The following is an 18,931-nucleotide window of genomic DNA, read 5'->3' as shown; positions in this document are numbered from 1 at the left end:
TTTTACAAATATTAACGACTAATTAGTCACCAATTTTTGCCCAAGTATCACGTAAACCAACAGTACGGTTAAATACTAAATGGTCTGTACTTGAATCTTTGTTATCAGCACAGAAATAGCCCATACGCTCAAACTGGTAGGCTTTTTCAGCTTCAGCTGTCACCAATGAAGGCTCAACAAAACCGTTTAATACCGTTAGAGATTCAGGGTTAATCACTGATACGAAATCTTCAGCAGCGCCTGGGTTTGGCACAGTGAATAGACGATCGTATAAACGAATTTCTGCTGGAATACCCGCTTGTGCAGATACCCAGTGAATAACACCTTTTACTTTACGACCGTCAGCAGGGTTTTTACCTAGTGTGTCTTTATCGTAAGTACAGTAAATAGTCGTGATATTACCTTCCGCATCTTTTTCAATACGTTCAGCTTGGATCACGTATGCGCCACGTAGACGAACTTCTTTACCTAATACTAAACGCTTGTACTTCTTGTTCGCTTCTTCGCGGAAGTCTTCACGTTCAATGTAAAGTTCACGACTAAATGGTACTTCACGCACGCCCATTTCTGGCTTATTCGGGTGATTAGCAACCATTAATGTTTCAGTCTCACCGTCAAAGTTTTCAATCACAACTTTAACAGGATCTAAAACAGCCATTGCACGTGGTGCGTTTTCATTAAGATCATCACGAATACAAGATTCTAGTGAGCTAATCTCAATGGTGTTATCTTGCTTAGTCACACCAATACGCTTACAGAATTCACGCATAGAGCCCGGTGTAAAGCCACGACGACGTAAACCAGAAATTGTAGGCATACGTGGGTCATCCCAACCGTTAACTAGTTTGTCAGTTACAAGTTGGTTTAGCTTACGCTTAGACATCACCGTATATTCAAGGTTTAGACGACTAAACTCATACTGATGTGGTGTGCAATCAATGGTAATGTTTTCAAGAACCCAATCGTATAAACGACGGTTGTCCATGAATTCAAGCGTACAGATAGAATGCGTAATGCCTTCTAGCGCATCAGAAATACAATGCGTAAAGTCGTACATTGGGTAAATGCACCACTTATCACCGGTTTGGTGGTGATGTGCAAAACGTACGCGGTAAAGAACCGGATCACGCATAACCATAAACGGTGATGCCATGTCGATTTTTGCACGCAGACACATTTTGCCTTCTTCAACGTCGCCATTCTTCATTTTTTCAAATAAGGCGATGTTTTCTTCTACGCTACGATCACGGTAAGGGCTATGTTTACCCGCTTGTGTTAACGTACCGCGGTATTCGCGCATCTGCTCAGGACTTAGCTCATCAACATACGCTAAGCCTTTATTAATTAATTCAATGGCAAACCCGTGAAGCTGATCAAAGTAGTTTGATGAATAACAAATCTCACCACTCCACTCAAAGCCTAACCAGTTAACATCATTTTTAATAGACTCAACGTATTCGATGTCTTCTTTCTCAGGGTTAGTGTCATCGAAACGTAAGTTACATTGACCCTGATAGTCTTGAGCAATACCGAAGTTCAAACAAATAGATTTCGCATGGCCGATATGCAGATAACCATTTGGTTCTGGCGGGAATCGGGTATGTATGCTTGTATGTTTGCCACTGGCTAAATCCGCATCAATAATTTGGCGAATAAAGTTAGATGGACGAGCTTCAGATTCACTCATCTATTACACCTCGTGTACTTACAGGATTGAAAATTATGTACAGTCCATCAATATGAACTATGACTGCACACTATACCTTAATGCCGCTATGCAAAAAATCAAAAACACGGTTATCGCAGACAATAGTTGTTGATTTCATAAATAACGCACAATAAAAAGCCGACAATGGTTATCCCATCATCGGCTTTTAGCAAAATCACTCAGTGATCAGGCTTTACTCGTTGTCAGTTGCTTACAATGATGTAACACGACTGAAACGTTTACCATTACCACTTACTGCGCGAATTTCAACCTTACCTGTTACACTTGGTTGTGCTTTCGCATCATAAGTGTTCCACGTTTTACCAGCATCAGTAGAATACTGTAGTGTAAGACCTGGCATGCTCACGTTCATCGCAAGTTTACCATTTTCAATCTTAGCACCAGGTACTGGTACACGGTATTTAATACCCGCAGCATCTAGTTTAGCTAGTTCACGGTGACCAAGTACGTTAGCAAAACTCTGCCACTCATTCTGTAGTGCTTTCTTGTTTACAAGGTTTGAATCTTGAGAATATTCAACACCTACTTGGTATTCATTTTCCCACTCACCTTTGTGCCATGCACGCTCAGCGGCAGCTAACACACGTGGGAATACCATGTATTCGTATTGATCATCATTACCTACAGTCTCACTCCAAAGTTGAGCCGATAGACCATGGAAACCTTTAGACTTCACAGTACCTTTACTTGCAAAACCATTACCATCACGATCGAGTGATGTTTCAGCATTTTGTGGTAAGTTCTCTGGTGCGAAACCAAACATCTTACGGGTATCTGTTGCACGTGTTGCCCAGTAGTAGCCACGCTCTGATGGGTCTACTTCGTATGGCATATCCATGTAAACGTAATCAGGGTTAGATACGATCACATCGTAGCCTTTATCAGCCCACTCGTATGCTGACGCACCGCCGCCCCAGTATAGAACGTCCCAGAAGTTCACACGCACGTTATCGGTTTCAAACGCTTTTGAGTCTTTTGAATACTTCAAGCCATCTTGCCATGCTTGGAAGTTCTCAATGCCTTTACCGTTAACCACTTCACTAACACGCTCTGCGAAGTAACTTGGTAGACGGTCGTAATCACTTACCACACCTTCTGCGATCAATTTCTGACACATTGGTGATTTTTGGTATGGCTTATCTTGCTTAGATTGGTCAATAGAACCCGTCCAAGCCGTTTGCTCTGCTGCATTAATATCTTGGAAACCAGCGTTTAGCTTGATATTTTTCGCTTCATCACCACCAAAGTGCCAAGTATTTAATGGCATACCCGCTTCTTTGTGCATTGCTTGAATTTCAGTAATTACTTTATCAACAAACTTTGCAGAAGAATCCATACATGGGTTAATGAAACTACGCTTATCGTAGAACTGTACTGTGGTAACGTTTGACGTATCTTGTGGATCCATCAAGCGGTACTCGTTCGCTTCATCCATCTTGCCTTCAGCGGCTAGACGAGTGTAACGCGCTTCCATCGCAACAACTGCAGCACGTGCGTGCGCTGGCATATCGATTTCAGGGATAACTTCGATACCACGTGCTTTCGCATATTTAAGAATATCTAGATAATCTTGCTTGCTGTAGTAACCAGAACCATCGTTATCAGATGTTGGGCCTGAACCTAGTTGTGGTAGTAGACATGATGTCTCAGACAGATCGTGACAACGCTTGCCACCAATATCTGTTAGCTCTGGTAAACCAGGGATCTCTACACGCCAACCTTCATCATCTGATAGGTGGAAGTGGAATTTGTTCATTTTATACGCAGCCATTTGGTCTAGCGTACGTAGAATCACAGCTTTAGAGTGGAAGTTACGACCCACATCAACCATTACACCACGGTAATCAAAACGTGGTGCATCGGTTACTTCTAGCGTAGGAATGCTATTTTTAGCGCCGGTGCTCATTAGTGAGATTAATGACTGCATACCGTAGAATGCACCTTGGTCATCAAAACCAATAACCGTTGCACCCGTTGGTGTTACATCTAACGTGTAAGCACCCGCAATTTGTTGATCTTTAGCAAATGAACCTGGTAGTAGGCTCACTTTTACTGGGTATTGACCTTTAGTATTAACACCTAATACATCAAGACGCTCATTCACTGCTGCCATCATATCAGCAGGTAGCGTGAAGTTGCTGATTTTAATACCGTTTACTAGTGAAACAGTGTTACCTGTTAGCTTAGTGCTTAGTGGCGTAGGAACAATTGTTGCTGCCACTTCTTCTGTTGCTAACACGTTGATATCTTGATTTTTCTCAAAACGTGTTTCAGCAGTTGCAAGCACGTTATTATCGGCTTTAACACGCTTGAATTGATCACCTTTAAGCGGCACTAAGTAATCAGCAGGATTAGCTGAATCAGTACTCTTAATGGTTTGTGGCGCGGCATCACCAGACGTTACGTATGCACGTGGCATATAATCGTTTTCAAACAACGTCCAATATTCACCGATGTAAGGAATAACAACCTTCTCGCCTTCTGCAAAACCATCAAACTTTTCAGTTGGTTCTAGTGTATGAAGGTCACCTGTTACGTGTGTAACTTTAAATTGGTCGTTTTGTACTTCAAGAATCTGGCGAATGCTGCTGAAATAAATTTTCCAATCAGTACCCGTTACTGCTGGACCATTATTTTCCAGCGTCAAATTAATTAGATCACAAGATGCCCACTCTGCGCCTAGCGTCTTACATTGTAGACCTTCTTCTGCACCGTGTTGAGTAACGATTTCATAAGTAACATCAAGGTTATTCGCTAGTTTTTTAACAACCTTTTCATCATCATTTCCTTGTGTTGCACAACCAGTTACTGCCAGTGCAATGAAAGATGCTAACGCCGTAAGTTTAATAGTCATGAAATATTCCTTTCTCCCGATATCCCTTTAAATGAAGGGAAAATCTATATAGAGCCCAAAAGTTGGGTACTCAAAATGCCGGTCTTGATATCTTACAACTAAAATATCAGGACCGGTCTAATTAAAAGTGTTGCGGTATTTCGTGTGTCGCTTAATTACTTAAGAATTTAGGTAATTATGGAAGCTTTACTGCTGATAGATCTTCTGACGCTGGGATTTTTTTCATTTCGCCAGCAACGATTTCAGCTAGAGGGCCAAGGATAACTTGTAGGTTATTTGAACCTAATTTAACCACACCCATTGCACCTAGTGCTTTTAGTGTCTTCTCATTAGCAAGGCTACTGTCTTTTAGAGTAAGACGTAGACGAGTAATACAAGCATCAATGTTTTCTAGGTTACCGTGACCACCAAGCGCTTTTAAGTATTGCTTAGCTAATTCACCCGTTTCAGCAGAACCTTTTACAGATGATTTGTCATCTTCTTCGTCATCTTCACGGCCAGGCGTTTTAAGATTAAACTTAACAATCGCAAAGCGGAAGATTCCATAGTAGATACCGAAGAATGCAATACCTTGAAGAATCAACATGTACCAGTTAACTGCTAGTGGGTTACGTGCTGACAATACCATGTCGACAAGACCTGCAGAGAAACCGAAACCAGACATCCAATGCATTGATGCTGCAATGTATACTGAGATACCTGCTAACGCTGCGTGGATTACATATAGTGGTGGAGCAAGGAACATGAATGCAAATTCTAGTGGCTCAGTAACACCAGTGAAGAATGATGCAAAACCAGCAGCAATTAATAATGACGCTGTACGCTCTTTATTCTTAAGCTTCGCTGTGTGGTACATCGCTAACGCTGCACCAGGTAGACCAAACATCATTACAGGGTAGAAACCTGCTTGGTACATACCAGTTACGCCTGGAACACCTTGACCACTTAAGAAGTTAGGAATGTCGTTAATACCAGCAACATCAAACCAGAATACTGAGTTCAATGCATGGTGTAGACCAACAGGAATCAATAGACGGTTAAAGAATGCATAGATACCTGCACCTGCAGCGCCCATACCTTGGATGCTTTCACCAAAGCTAACAAGACCGTTGTAAACTAGAGGCCATACGAACAGTAATACTGCTGCGATAACGATACCAGCAACTGAAGTCAGAATTGGAATTAAACGCTTACCACTAAAGAATGCTAATGTTTTATGCAATTCAACGTTTGAGTAACGGTTGTAGATTTCCGCAGAAACGATACCTACCAAGATACCAACAAACTGGTTATTAATCTTAGCAAAAGCGGCTGGAACAGCACTTGCATCGATACCTTGAATCATGGCAACTGATCCTGGCGATAGCAACGTAGTTACAACAGTGTAACCAACGAAACCTGCCAGTGCCGCAGCACCGTCTTTATCTTTTGACATGCCGTATGCAACACCAATTGCAAACAAAATTGACATGTTATCGATAATTGAAGAACCCGCTTTAATTAGGAACGCAGCAATTGCTGAGTTTGCACCCCAACCTGACGGATCAACCCAATAGCCAATACCCATTAAAATTGCCGCTGCTGGTAGTACAGCAACAGGCACCATTAGCGCCTTACCTACTTTTTGAAAATATCCAAGAATGTTCACCGTTAGTTCCCCCTATGGTTTTCTTAGATTCGATAGTGATAGCTTTTTTTTGCCATCTGTTTTTGTCCTTTGCAGTTTATGAATTTTATTTCGCTCCGCAAATTAAAACATCATCATTTGTGATGATGATCACCGACCGAGGTCAGAACTGAGTGATTTTGCTAGCTCGATCATAAAACTTATTTTATCATTCGAAACAAAGGCGATATGCCGCTAAGATTTTTCCTGTTTTAACTATCTTCAAAGAGGTGTCAACGTGAGACTAATCCCGCTTAATAACGCTAAAGATGTTGGTCTATGGTCTGCTCGCTACATTGCAGATCGTATTAACAAGTTCCAACCAACGGCTGAGCGTCCATTTGTGCTAGGTCTACCTACAGGTGGTACACCACTTGCAACATATCAGCGTTTGATCGAGCTATACCAAGCTGGTGAAGTAAGTTTTAAAAACGTCGTGACGTTCAACATGGATGAGTATGTTGGCATGGCGGCAGATCACCCAGAGTCATACCGCAACTTCATGTATAACAACTTCTTCAACCATGTTGATATGCAAGAACAAAACATCAATCTTCTTGATGGTAATACAGCGGATCACCAAGCTGAATGTCAACGTTACGAAGACAAAATCAAAACCTATGGTCGCATTAACTTGTTCATGGGTGGCGTGGGTAATGATGGACATATTGCATTCAATGAGCCAGCATCATCATTAGCTTCTCGTACACGTATCAAGACGCTAACGCACGAAACACGTATTGCTAATTCTCGTTTCTTTGAAGGCGATATCAATCAAGTGCCTAAGTACTCATTAACTATTGGTGTTGGTACGCTATTAGATTCTGAAGAAGTAATGATCCTGATCACAGGTCACAACAAGGCACAGGCACTACAAGCTGCTGTTGAAGGTTGTGTTAACCACCTATGGACAGTCTCTGCACTTCAGCTTCACCCTAAATCAATGATCATTTGTGATGAGCCATCAACTCAAGAACTTAAAGTAAAAACAGTTAAGTACTTCCAAGAGTTAGAAGCAGAAAACATTGCACATATCTAAACAATGACACTTGTTATTGCTTGAACGGCATAACATGAAATGTTAACCGTCATCATAGATTGAAAAAACGCCGTCTCTTTGACGGCGTTTTACTTTTTCCCTCCCAATAATCCATTACAAACCATCACAAAAAGCATAATTGTGACTATTGACAATACAGTCATGGTTTACCGCTTCGACTATTAACGATATTTGCTTATATTCACATCTCTTCGCGTATTTTAGTGACCAATGCCACAGCCCAAGCAGACACCAACAACGATTTCTTTATTTTTATGAGTAAGAACGTATATTACTGTAACAATCAATGTATAGATCATCTTCCACATTGAATAATTCGGCACGCATAATAATGACAATTAAAGACAACAGGGCCGTACATATCGATAGCGCTTTGATAAAGACAATAATGATAACAAATCATAATAATCATCTTCAGGCGATAATTATTAACGCTAAATACGAGCAGAACTAAACTATGACAGGCGGACAAATTGGTAACGTTGATCTAGTCAAGCAGCTAAATAGTGCTGCAGTATACCGACTCATCGACTTGCAAGGCCCTATCTCTCGCATACAGGTTGCTGATATTAGTCACCTCGCGCCAGCAAGTGTCACTAAAATTACCCGCCAACTATTGGAACGCGGTTTAATAAAAGAAGTCGCACAACAAGCATCAACGGGGGGAAGAAGAGCAATATCTCTGACGACAGAATCAGCCGGTTTTCACTCGATTGCAGTACGCATTGGCCGTAAGAATATTGAAATAACCCTTTATGATCTCAGTGGTAAACATATTACCGGTGCGGCTTATCCATTTTTATATTCTGACCAAGATGTATTAGCCGAAGGCCTTATCAAATATATTCGAGAATTTATTGATAATAACCAGAATGTAATGAAAGAGTTGGTGGCATTTGGCATTATTCTTCCAGGTCTTGTTAACCCAGAAACTGGCACTGTAACTTATATGCCAAATATTAACGTCCATGATTTTGAGCTTGCTCATATTATTCAAGATACTTTTGGCATTATGACGTTTGTTGGCAATGATATTCGAGGCCTTGCACTTGCAGAGCACTTCTTTGGTGCTAGCCGTGACTGTAAAGATTCAATTTTAGTCAGTATGCATAATGGTACCGGTGCCGGTATTATTGTTAATGGTCAGGTATTTTTAGGACAGAACCGTAATGTCGGTGAAATTGGTCATATCCAAATTGATCCATTAGGTGATAAATGCCAATGTGGTAATTTTGGCTGTCTAGAAACCATTGCATCCGATCCTGCGGTGATTAAGCATGTACAGCAACTACTTGATCAAGGTTATCCAAGTAGCTTACAAGCACTTGAAGAACTTACCATGCTTGCCATTTGTGACGCCGCAAATGATGGTGATGAACTTGCTACTCAAGCATTACTAAAAGTGGGTCATCATCTTGGTAAAGCATTAGCGATGACGATTAATTTATTCAACCCTCAAAAGATCATTCTGGCGGGTAATATTACGCAAGCCCAATCAATTGTATTACCTGCGATACGCCGTTGTGTTGAAAGCCAATCACTAGCCGCATTTAATAATGACTTACCGATTGTTGCATCAGAACTCTATAACCAACCCACCATTGGTGCCTTTTCAATGATAAAACGCGCAATGCTAAATGGTGTGTTATTGCAACGATTATTGGAAGATTAATCATTAACCACACTTTTATTAACGCGTAAATTCATCAACAAGCGCTAATAACACCACGATTACAAAGGGGGATTAATCACAACTGATTAATCCCCCTAATGCTATTATATTCATTATTTTTATTTCCCACACTATCTTGCAAGGATGTAGTTCAAGGTATGGAGTTACTGTATATTAGCGCGGCATTTCTGGCCGGTTTCATCGCTCTACGTTGTAAATTGCCCCCTCTGGTCGGTTTTTTAGTCGCCGGCTTTGTGTTAAATAGTTTTGGCTTTCGTTCAACCCCTGCGTTAACCACCTTAGCCGACCTGGGTGTGACATTATTATTATTCACCATCGGTTTAAAACTTGATGTAAAAACCCTCCTAAATAAAGAAGTATGGGGAGGAGCAACCTTACACAATTTATTATCAACAGCACTATTTACCTTATTCCTCGTTGTGCTTAAACAATTAGGATTAACCATGTTTGCCGAAATGGCATTCAATCAATTAGTACTGATTGGCTTTGCCTTATCGTTCTCGAGTACCGTTTTTGCTATCAAACTACTGCAAGAAAAAGGCGAATTAAACGCTAAATATGGCACTGTCGCGATTGGTATTCTGGTTATGCAGGATATTTTTGCGGTATTATTTCTTACCATCTCGAGTGGTAAAATTCCTGATATTACTGCTCTTGGTTTATTTGCCCTGCCTTTACTGCGCCCTCTGTTATATAAAATTCTCGATAAAGCAGGTCACGGTGAAATATTAGTTTTGTATGCGGTTATGCTCGCACTCGTTGCAGGAGCAGGTTTATTTGAAATTGTCGGTATGAAGCCTGATTTAGGTGCATTGCTATTAGGTATGTTAATGGCTGGCCATCCTAAAGCATCGGAAATGGCTAAATCACTGTTTAATTTTAAAGAGTTATTGTTAGTGTGTTTCTTTTTAAATATTGGCCTCGCAGAATCACCAACCTTAAATGGAATGTTGATGGCATTAGTGTTGATGCTGTTATTGCCTCTCAAAGGCATGCTTTATTATGCCGTTTTCCACTTATGCCGTTATCGCGTTCGCACCTCAATGCTGGCAACCTTAACCTTATTTAACTACAGTGAATTTGGGTTAATTGTCGGTGGTGTTGCTTATAAAATGGGCTTATTACCTGGCACCTTTTTGGTCGCGATGGCAATGGCGGTATCATTATCATTTTTACTGGCAGCACCGCTTAATAGTATGAGTCATAAACTTTATACCGAAGCTGCAAAACGCCTCAAAGAATTCGACCCCGACCGCCTTAATTGTAACGATAAGTTAATTGATTTTGGTCATGCTCGTATTCTTATTCTTGGAATGGGACGTATTGGCTCAGGGGCTTATGATGAGCTAGAAAACCGTTATGGTAAGCAAATTATTGGTGTTGAAACCCGTCACGAATCAGTAGAGCTTCATCATCATCAACAACGTAATGTCATTCATGGCGATGCCACAGATCCTGATTTTTGGGAACGCGTCATCAATAATCACCATATTGCGCTTATTTTATTAGCAATGCCGAATGGAACCGCCAATATTTACGCCTTAGATCAGCTCAAAAGCCGCCATTTCCAAGGAAAAATCGCGGCAATCGCTAAATATAGCGATGAAGAAGCCCAATTACACCAACAAGGTATTGATGCCGCCTTTAATATTTACAATGAAGCAGGCAGTGGTTTTGCTCGTGATGTCTGTGAGCACCTCCAACCTCAAATTATTCCGCTTAAAACAGATTAAATTACCTTTCAAAAGTTAGATATTTCGCAGTGAAAAATAAACAGTAACGCCGTTACTGTTTATTTTTTAAATTAAAAAACTGTTACAAAATAGATATCATTCGGAAAAACCAATTTTAAATAGATAATATTCACCACGAGTGCTTTTGTTTAATTGAATAACAATAAATAGTTGTAATTAGTTAACGAATGCGTGATTTTAATAAACAGAAGCGAAATGGCTGTAGCGCAAACACTAATTATCATAATGATAACTTATCTGCTACATGATACATTTCTATTAATTATGGCTAATAAAAAGATAACATTTGGAGCAGTATTATGTGTTCAATATTCGGTATTCTTGACATCAAGAGTGACTCTTCAGCACTTCGTGCAACCGCTCTTGAGTTATCAAAAAAAATGCGTCATCGCGGCCCTGACTGGTCTGGCATTTATGCTTCAGACAACGCAATCTTAGTTCATGAACGTTTAGCGATTGTTGATCTTAATAGTGGTGAACAACCACTTTATAACGCAGATAAAAGTCATGTATTAGCAGTCAATGGTGAGATCTACAACCACAAAGAGCTCCGTGCTGAATTTGCACCTAACTACCCTTTCCAAACCGAATCTGATTGCGAAATCATTTTAGCGTTATACAAAGAAAAAGGGCATGAACTATTAGATTACCTCAATGGTATCTTTGCCTTTATTCTTTATGATGAGCAAGAAGATGCTTACCTTATTGGTCGTGACCACATTGGTATTATTCCGCTTTATCAAGGTTATGATGAGCACGGTAACTTCTATATCGCTTCTGAAATGAAAGCACTAGTACCTGTGTGTAAAACAATCAGTGAATTCCCTCCAGGTACTTACCTTTGGAGCAAAAAAGGTGAGCCCGTTCGTTACTACAAACGTGATTGGATGGAGTTCGATGCCGTTAAAGATGCTAAAACCGATAAAGTTGCATTAACTGATGCGCTTGAAAGTGCGGTTAAACGCCAATTAATGACCGATGTACCTTATGGAGTACTACTTTCTGGCGGTCTTGATTCATCTATTATTTCAGCGATTACTAAGAAATTTGCTGCAAAACGTATTGAAGATGATGAGCAATCACAAGCATGGTGGCCGACACTGCACTCATTTGCGATTGGACTTGAAGATGCTCCCGATCTAAAAGCGGCTAAAATTGTGGCTGATGCCATTGGTACTGTTCACCATGAGTTGACCTATACCGTTCAAGAAGGTCTAGATGCTATTCGTGATGTGATTTACCACATTGAAACCTACGATGTAACCACTATTCGTGCTTCAACACCTATGTATCTCATGTCACGTAAGATCCGTGCGATGGGTATTAAAATGGTGTTATCTGGTGAAGGGGCTGATGAAATCTTTGGTGGTTATTTATACTTCCACAAAGCACCTAACGCTAAAGAGTTCCATGAAGAAACAGTTCGTAAACTATTAGCACTTAACATGTTTGACTGTGCACGCGCTAACAAATCAATGGCGGCATGGGGCATTGAAGCACGCGTACCGTTCTTGGATAAAGAATTTCTTGATGTCGCAATGCGTATTAACCCTCAAGATAAAATGTGCGGCAATGGTAAAATGGAAAAGCATATCTTACGTGAGTGTTTTGAGGACTACTTACCAGCAGCTGTTGCATGGCGTCAAAAAGAGCAATTCTCTGACGGCGTTGGCTATAGCTGGATCGACAGCCTAAAAGAAGTCGCTGAAGCAAAAATCACTGCTCAGCAATTAGCAACTGCTGCGTTCCGTTTCCCATATAACACACCAACGACCAAAGAAGGTTATGTTTACCGTGAGATTTTTGAAGAGCTATTCCCACTAGAAAGTGCGGCTAAATGTGTCCCAGGTGGACCATCTATTGCTTGTTCTAGTGCCAAAGCTATTGAGTGGGATGAAAGTTTTAAAAATGCGGCAGACCCATCAGGTCGAGCAATTGCTGCGGTTCACAACCAAGCTTACACAAAATAAATAAATTTATCGCATAAAAAAACCGCCACTAAAAATGGCGGTTTTTTTGATTAACGACAGCCTGTCATTAACGTTCCCAGTACGCTTCTTCTAAGCTATCTTCACGTTCAGGTAAACCACGAGAAAGACGAGGAGAATATTGGGCTAGCACTTCATAACTTACACGGTTTGAATACAAACAAACTTGTGAGAATGATGAGTACGTTAGGAAAGAATATTGGTGCTTACTTGAATTTGGCACGTTTTCTTTATGGTAACGGTTCGCTGACATATCATGCAATAACGCAGATAATGCACCATCACCCGCACCATTAGTATTTTTAATGCGCTCAGGGCCACCCATATACGGTGCAATGTGTGAGTAAACCTTAGTTGGATTTTCACAGGTTGCTTTTAGCATTGGACGACTAAATTCATAACGGTTAAATTCAGCAATATCACCCGGTAATAACGGTAACGCTGTTTCACGTTTTGCTGATTCTTCAGTATAACCCGCGGTGTATAAACCAACTGGGCCTGCCGTACAAAGTACAAGATCAACCCATTCTAGGGTTTTATCAGCAGCAACTAATGGATCAGATTCACCGGTTAATGCTTCACCTTCATCTTCATTCATTGCAACCACAGTTACATGATCACGTAGGAAATCACGCCACCATTGTGGATCATCTTGAATCACGAATTTAGTACCTAGCGTTAATACTACTGGTACATCATATTTTTTAGCATACTCAATCGCTTTCATTGTTGCCGCTGGCATAGGATCGCCAGGCTTACAACGAACAAGATAAGCGGTTAATACTAGTGCAGAGGCATTTTCAAACACACATTCAGGAATGCTATCTGGCTTAAGTTGGTTCATGTTACCTTCGTTAATTGCGAAGGTACGCTCACCATCTTTAGAAATCAGCGCAAAACAACGACCAATAGGGCCATTGACAGGCTGAAGATAGTTCATATCCATGCGGCTTGAAGTATTACAAAGATAACGGTAAGCATAGCTACCAATCTCAATGTCTTTACTCATTACGCCCAATAATACAGATTTATCGTCGGCTAATACTGAGTAGTTATGTAAAGTATTACCAATCGTGCCACCAGCAAATTCATGAGTCACAAGATTATTGTCTTTTAACTCATTGTAAAGCGCTTCTGCTTTTTCATCAGTAATTACCAATGAATGACCTTTACTTAGCTCATAACGTTCCAGAAATTCATCATCAACGTAGGCTTCAATATCAACCAATGTTTGATCGATACCCACAACATGAGTACGTGTTAAACGCTTCTCTATCTTCGTTTGACTAAGAAGTGGATCGCGAGCATGTACGGGAAAATAATGCTTAGATTTTCGTTGGCCTGGAAATTTCATGTCAATGGGCTATCAAGTTGTAAATTTTGCGAATTCTATCACAGAATTTGGCACATAAAAGCAAAAGCTATCATAGGTTTTACGAATAATAGCCTCAAATACCAACGCAATCGTTACCGTAGGAAAAATAGCTTCCTAACAAAACGAATATTACCATCCTTGCGTATGCTGCTTAATCAAGCTTTCCATCATCAAGATATGAGCAGGGTTATCATTTAAGCATGGGATCAAATTAAACTCTTTGCCACCCGCCTCAATAAATACTTCTTTACATTGCTCAGCGATTTCTTCTAGTGTTTCAAGACAATCAACGGAGAAAGCTGGGCACATCACATCCAAGCGTTTAATGCCTTTTTCAGCTAATGATTTAATTGTCGCTTCCGTATAAGGCTTTAACCATTCTTCACGCCCAAAAATAGATTGGTAACTCATGCTCATTTTTTCGCGTGGCATATCAAGCGATTCAGCCAGTAATACGGTGGTTTGATGACAATGATCTGGATAAGGATCACCATTATCAGCATAGCGTTGTGGAATGCCGTGATATGAACACAATAAATAATCCGGTTTGCCTCTCTCGGCCCAAAAAGTTTCCGCTGACTGAGCTAACGCCGCAATATAGTCTGGATGATCATAGTAATGATTCACAAAACGAAGTTCAGGTAATTCTGGGACTGTTTTTAACTCTTTAGCGATACGATCAAAAACAGCGGCCGTTGTTGTTGCCGAATATTGGGGATACAACGGTAAAACAAGTATTTGCTTACATCCCTGCTGTTTTAGCAGTTGCAAACCTGATTGAATACTTGGCTCACCATAGGTCATGCCTAAAGCAACAGGTATATTGAGGGTTTGTTGTAGGGCTTGTTGCTGACGACGTGAATACACCATTAGTGGTGAACCTTCATCCATCCATACTGATTGGTATAATTTAGCCACTTTAGGTGAACGTATCGGTAAAATAATGCCATGTAAAATAGGACACCATAACCACCGTGTCATATCTACCACTCGCTTATCATGTAAGAATTCAGCTAAAAAATGTTTCACACCAGCGGTTGTTGGTGCATCAGGCGTACCAAGATTAACCAGTAATACCCCATAGTTGTTATTTGTTGTCATTGGAATTTATCCTTTTCTGTCTGTGCCCACTGCTGTTTATTATATTATTTCTAGCTTCGAGAATACATTTCCGTAACCAAAAACACTCAATATAACAACGCTATTTATATTATCCCAATATTAAAACCAAAAAAAACGAGCATTACCAATTGGTAAGCCCGTTCATTTACATCGTTATTAGCTATGAATAAGACATTAGCTAATCAACAATATCAATTATGCTAATGCTTTCTCAAGCTGTGCACTTACTTCTGCAACAGGTAACGTACCGTCAAACTTAAGGTACTTAGTGTTACCCGCAGCCGCTTCTTTACCGTAGTATTCGATAAGCGGTGCAGTTTGGTTATGGTATACCGTTAGACGTGCGCGAACAGTTTCTTCTTTGTCATCTTCACGGATAACAAGATCTTCACCCGTTACGTCATCTTTACCTTCAACCTTTGGTGGGTTGTAAACAGCATGGTAAGTACGACCAGAAGCAAGGTGAGCACGACGACCCGCCATACGCTCAACGATTACATTATCAGCAACGTCAAATTCAATAACGTAATCAACAACAACGCCATTTTCTTTAAGACCATCAGCTTGAGGAATTGTACGAGGGAAACCGTCAAGTAGGAAACCTTTTGCACAATCTTCTGCAGTGATACGCTCTTTAACAAGACCAAGGATGATATCGTCAGATACAAGTTGACCTGCATCGATCACTGATTTTGCTTGCTTACCTAGTTCAGTGCCAGCTTTGATTGCAGCACGTAACATGTCACCAGTAGAAATTTGAGGAATACCAAATTTTTCCATGATGAATTGAGCTTGAGTACCTTTACCTGCACCGGGTGCACCCAGAAGGATAATGCGCATTGTGTTCCCCTTTAAAATAGAGTGGAAATTTGCAAAAAACTGAAAATACACTGATTAGCGCTCAGTCGCAAGCTTGGCACTATGACCAAGCCGCGATTGAATGATTTATCAGAATAGTCTGTGACTTTGATGGGTTAATTGGTTATTTAACCAACAACTTGTTTACTGCAGCTAAGAACTGTGAAGGATCATCCATTGTGCCACGTTCAGCTAGCATTGCTTCACCAAACAAGAACTCAACCCAGCGACCAAAAATTTCTTCGTCAGCTTCGTCAGCCATTTGCTTCACTAAGCTATGCTCTGGGTTTAATTCAAAGATGTACTGTACTTCAGGTGCTTCATGGCCAGCAGCGGCAAGTAATTTCGCCATTTGTGTACCCATTTCGTTTTCGTCTGTCACCATTACCGCTGGGGTATCATGCAGTTTAAACGTTGGGCGTACTTCTTTAACGCGCTCACCAAGGTATGTTTTGGTGCGCTCAGTCACAGAAGTGAATTCTTTTTCTGCTTCTTTCTGCTTTTCTTTTTCTTCTGCATTATCAAATGAAGATAGATCAAGATCAGATTTGGTGATCGCTTGGAACTTTTTACCTTCAAATTCAGGTAAGTGGCCCATTAGGTATTCATCAATACGATCGTACATCAAAATAACTTCTAACCCTTTCGCACGGAATTGCTCAAGGTGTGGGCTATGTTTCGCCGCGTTAAAGTTATCTGCAGTCAGGTAGTAAATCTTATCCTGACCGTCTTTCATGCGGCTAACATAATCAGCTAACGAAACAGTTTGATCGAGTGAATCATTGTCTGTTGATGAGAAACGTAGTAATGCCGCAATTTTTTCACGGTTACTAAAATCTTCTGCCAAGCCTTCTTTTAGTACCTGACCAAACTCTTTCCAGAATGATTGGTATTGCTCTGGCTCATTTTTCGCCATGCGCTCAAGCATTTGCAATACACGTTTAGTACACGCTTTACGCAGTGCTTGGGTCACTTTGTTATCTTGCAAAATTTCGCGAGATACGTTTAGCGGTAAATCATTTGAATCAATTAAGCCGCGAACAAAGCGTAAGTAAGTCGGCATGAACTGTTGTGCATCATCCATAACGAACACACGCTGCACATACAATTTAAGACCATGCTGACCATCGCGGTTATTTAAATCCCACGGCACTTTTGATGGAATGTATAACAAGCTAGTGTAATCTTGCTTACCTTCAACACGGTTATGACTCCATGCTAATGGTTCGGCATAATCATGAGCAACGTGGTTATAAAATTCTTTATACTCTTCATCGCTGATGTCTGACTTATTACGTGTCCATAACGCTTGTGCTTTGTTGATTTGATCCCATTTCGACCCAGTAACCTTGCCTTCTTCATCTTTTTCTTCTGTTTGAATAAAGACAGGAATACCAATGTGATCAGAATATTTACCCACAATTTCACGCAGACGGTGTTCATCTAAGAACTCTTGCTCATCAGCACGAAGATGTAAAATAATTTCAGTTCCACGGCTTGCTTTAGTGATGGTCTCGATGCTGTAATCACCCTCACCTGCTGATGTCCAGCAAACACCTTCGTCAGCGGTAACTTCAGCACTGCGGGTATTCACCGTTACGCTATCTGCCACAATAAATGCTGAGTAGAAACCAACACCAAACTGACCAATCAATTGTGAGTCTTTAGTCTCATTTTCATCGAGCTGAGCAAAGAATTCTTTCGTACCTGATTTTGCAATCGTACCCAAATGTTCAATCGCTTGTTCACGTGTCATACCAATACCATTATCACTAATGGTTAAGGTGCCAGCTTGGGGGTTAATCGCCAGTTTCACACATAAATCTGCATCATTACCGTATAAATCAGTTTTTGATAATGCTTTAAAGCGTAATTTATCTGCCGCATCTGATGCGTTAGAAATCAATTCACGTAAAAAAATCTCTTTATTAGAGTAAAGAGAATGAATCATTAAATGCAGTAGTTGTTTTACTTCTGATTGGAAACCGCGTGTTTCCTTTTGGTTATCAACTGTTTGCTCGCTCATTTCGACTCCAAAAAAATTATGAGTAGTATATAAAGATAAATATGGTCAAACTGTATGATTTCAACCTAAAATGACATGTTTTTATTACTAAATAATTGTCAAATAATATAACACACTGAATCACAAATATTTATCGCAAGCGCCTAATTAACCACACATTCTAATTACAGCCTGCTTTTGTCATAGTTTTCCGACTAAAAGGAGGAACTATGACACAATTCGAAAAACACCAATATTGGACAGCCATCGTTAACCAGCAGCAAAATAGTGGTATTTCAATACCGCAATTTTGCAAACAGAACGATATCAATTACGCTAATTTTCACTATTGGATAAAGAAAATTGAACAAACTGATAATGAACAAATTGCCCATCAAGTCGTTATCAGTGAACCACCCATTTTAAACGGTGAAATAGTGGTTATTCATCTACCCAATGGAATTCGTGCGGAATTACCAGCGTCACTGACATTAATTCAGGTTCAAACATGGCTTAAGGGGCTACAATGATCCCAAGTGGTGCTGTCTATCTTGTCTCTGGTATCACCGATATGAGAAAGTCGATTGATGGTCTGTCTCTTATTGTCGCAGATGCGCTCGAAATGGATCCATTAAGCAGTGCATGGTTTATATTTTGTAATCGCGGCAAAGATAAAATCAAGATCCTCTTCTGGGATACAAATGGATTTTGGCTTTATTATCGGCGTTTAGAAAAAGGTCGCTTTAAATGGCCAAAGCCAACGGCTTCTGGTCATATTTATATCTCAACGCAACAGCTGAACTTATTATTATCCGGTCTAAAACTAA

13 protein-coding genes are annotated in these 18,931 nt (G+C 40.4%); 6 read left to right on the top strand and 7 right to left on the bottom strand.

Going from position 1 to position 18,931, the window contains the following annotated elements; genetic code table 11:
• Nucleotides 1–22 precede the first annotated feature (22 nt).
• From glnS to nagE, 3 genes are all read right to left on the bottom strand, one after another.
• A complete protein-coding gene (glnS, locus tag BTO21_RS02370; protein ID WP_045026820.1) occupies nucleotides 23–1,687 on the bottom strand; it encodes a glutamine--tRNA ligase in 1,665 nt (554 codons plus the stop codon).
• Nucleotides 1,688–1,919: 232 nt separating this feature from the next.
• A complete protein-coding gene (locus BTO21_RS02365) occupies nucleotides 1,920–4,583 on the bottom strand; it encodes a beta-N-acetylhexosaminidase (protein WP_045026822.1) in 2,664 nt (887 codons plus the stop codon).
• A 175-nt stretch (nucleotides 4,584–4,758) separates the two neighbouring features.
• Nucleotides 4,759–6,231 carry an N-acetylglucosamine-specific PTS transporter subunit IIBC gene (nagE, locus tag BTO21_RS02360; protein ID WP_045026824.1) on the bottom strand — a complete coding sequence of 491 codons (1,473 nt, stop codon included), beginning with the start codon at nucleotides 6,229–6,231 and terminating at the stop codon, nucleotides 4,759–4,761.
• A 256-nt stretch (nucleotides 6,232–6,487) separates the two neighbouring features.
• Here nagE and nagB point away from each other — a divergent pair, with 256 nt between their 5' ends.
• The 4 genes from nagB (at nucleotide 6,488) to asnB (ending at nucleotide 12,726) form a co-directional block, all read left to right on the top strand.
• On the top strand, nucleotides 6,488–7,288 hold the full coding sequence (gene nagB / locus BTO21_RS02355; protein ID WP_045026826.1) for a glucosamine-6-phosphate deaminase: 801 nt from the start codon (nucleotides 6,488–6,490) through the stop codon (nucleotides 7,286–7,288).
• A gap of 478 nt (nucleotides 7,289–7,766) precedes the next feature.
• Complete coding sequence (nagC, locus tag BTO21_RS02350) at nucleotides 7,767–8,981, top strand: DNA-binding transcriptional regulator NagC (protein WP_045026827.1); 1,215 nt, start codon at nucleotides 7,767–7,769, stop codon at nucleotides 8,979–8,981.
• Nucleotides 8,982–9,139: 158 nt separating this feature from the next.
• Complete coding sequence (locus BTO21_RS02345; protein WP_045026829.1) at nucleotides 9,140–10,735, top strand: cation:proton antiporter family protein; 1,596 nt, start codon at nucleotides 9,140–9,142, stop codon at nucleotides 10,733–10,735.
• Nucleotides 10,736–11,055: 320 nt separating this feature from the next.
• On the top strand, nucleotides 11,056–12,726 hold the full coding sequence (asnB, locus tag BTO21_RS02340) for an asparagine synthase B (RefSeq protein WP_045026831.1): 1,671 nt from the start codon (nucleotides 11,056–11,058) through the stop codon (nucleotides 12,724–12,726).
• Between the two features lie 67 nt (nucleotides 12,727–12,793).
• On the opposite strand, the gene BTO21_RS02335 is transcribed toward asnB, so the two are convergent.
• From BTO21_RS02335 to htpG, 4 genes are all read right to left on the bottom strand, one after another.
• Nucleotides 12,794–14,098: an inosine/guanosine kinase gene (locus BTO21_RS02335; protein ID WP_045026832.1), complete on the bottom strand. Its 1,305-nt coding sequence runs from the start codon at nucleotides 14,096–14,098 to the stop codon at nucleotides 12,794–12,796.
• A 150-nt stretch (nucleotides 14,099–14,248) separates the two neighbouring features.
• Nucleotides 14,249–15,220, bottom strand: coding sequence for a ferrochelatase (hemH, locus tag BTO21_RS02330; protein ID WP_045026833.1), 972 nt, complete (start codon nucleotides 15,218–15,220; stop codon nucleotides 14,249–14,251).
• Between the two features lie 216 nt (nucleotides 15,221–15,436).
• On the bottom strand, nucleotides 15,437–16,081 hold the full coding sequence (adk, locus tag BTO21_RS02325; protein WP_045026835.1) for an adenylate kinase: 645 nt from the start codon (nucleotides 16,079–16,081) through the stop codon (nucleotides 15,437–15,439).
• Between the two features lie 142 nt (nucleotides 16,082–16,223).
• Nucleotides 16,224–18,125, bottom strand: coding sequence for a molecular chaperone HtpG (gene htpG, locus BTO21_RS02320; RefSeq protein ID WP_045026837.1), 1,902 nt, complete (start codon nucleotides 18,123–18,125; stop codon nucleotides 16,224–16,226).
• A gap of 209 nt (nucleotides 18,126–18,334) precedes the next feature.
• Between htpG and tnpA the strand changes: the two genes are divergently transcribed.
• Entirely contained in the window at nucleotides 18,335–18,634 is a 300-nt protein-coding gene (tnpA, locus tag BTO21_RS02315) for an IS66 family insertion sequence element accessory protein TnpA (protein WP_045026838.1), read from the top strand.
• The coding region (gene tnpB / locus BTO21_RS02310; RefSeq protein ID WP_105026677.1) for an IS66 family insertion sequence element accessory protein TnpB at nucleotides 18,631–18,931 on the top strand (301 nt) is incomplete at its 3' end. The genes tnpA and tnpB, both read left to right, overlap by 4 nt.

Source organism: Photobacterium phosphoreum (genome assembly GCF_002954725.1).
Lineage (GTDB): Bacteria > Pseudomonadota > Gammaproteobacteria > Enterobacterales > Vibrionaceae > Photobacterium > Photobacterium phosphoreum.
This window is presented reverse-complemented; position numbering and strand designations above follow the sequence as displayed.

Excerpts from the sequence above, each read along its gene's own strand:
- glnS (WP_045026820.1), bottom strand. The coding sequence starts at position 1,687 with ATGAGTGAATCTGAAGCTCGTCCATCTAACTTTATTCGCCAAATTATT.
- BTO21_RS02365 (WP_045026822.1), bottom strand. The coding sequence starts at position 4,583 with ATGACTATTAAACTTACGGCGTTAGCATCTTTCATTGCACTGGCAGTA.
- nagC (WP_045026827.1), top strand. The coding sequence starts at position 7,767 with ATGACAGGCGGACAAATTGGTAACGTTGATCTAGTCAAGCAGCTAAAT.
- BTO21_RS02345 (WP_045026829.1), top strand. The coding sequence starts at position 9,140 with ATGGAGTTACTGTATATTAGCGCGGCATTTCTGGCCGGTTTCATCGCT.
- asnB (WP_045026831.1), top strand. The coding sequence starts at position 11,056 with ATGTGTTCAATATTCGGTATTCTTGACATCAAGAGTGACTCTTCAGCA.
- BTO21_RS02335 (WP_045026832.1), bottom strand. The coding sequence starts at position 14,098 with ATGAAATTTCCAGGCCAACGAAAATCTAAGCATTATTTTCCCGTACAT.
- hemH (WP_045026833.1), bottom strand. The coding sequence starts at position 15,220 with ATGACAACAAATAACAACTATGGGGTATTACTGGTTAATCTTGGTACG.
- adk (WP_045026835.1), bottom strand. The coding sequence starts at position 16,081 with ATGCGCATTATCCTTCTGGGTGCACCCGGTGCAGGTAAAGGTACTCAA.
- htpG (WP_045026837.1), bottom strand. The coding sequence starts at position 18,125 with ATGAGCGAGCAAACAGTTGATAACCAAAAGGAAACACGCGGTTTCCAA.
- tnpA (WP_045026838.1), top strand. The coding sequence starts at position 18,335 with ATGACACAATTCGAAAAACACCAATATTGGACAGCCATCGTTAACCAG.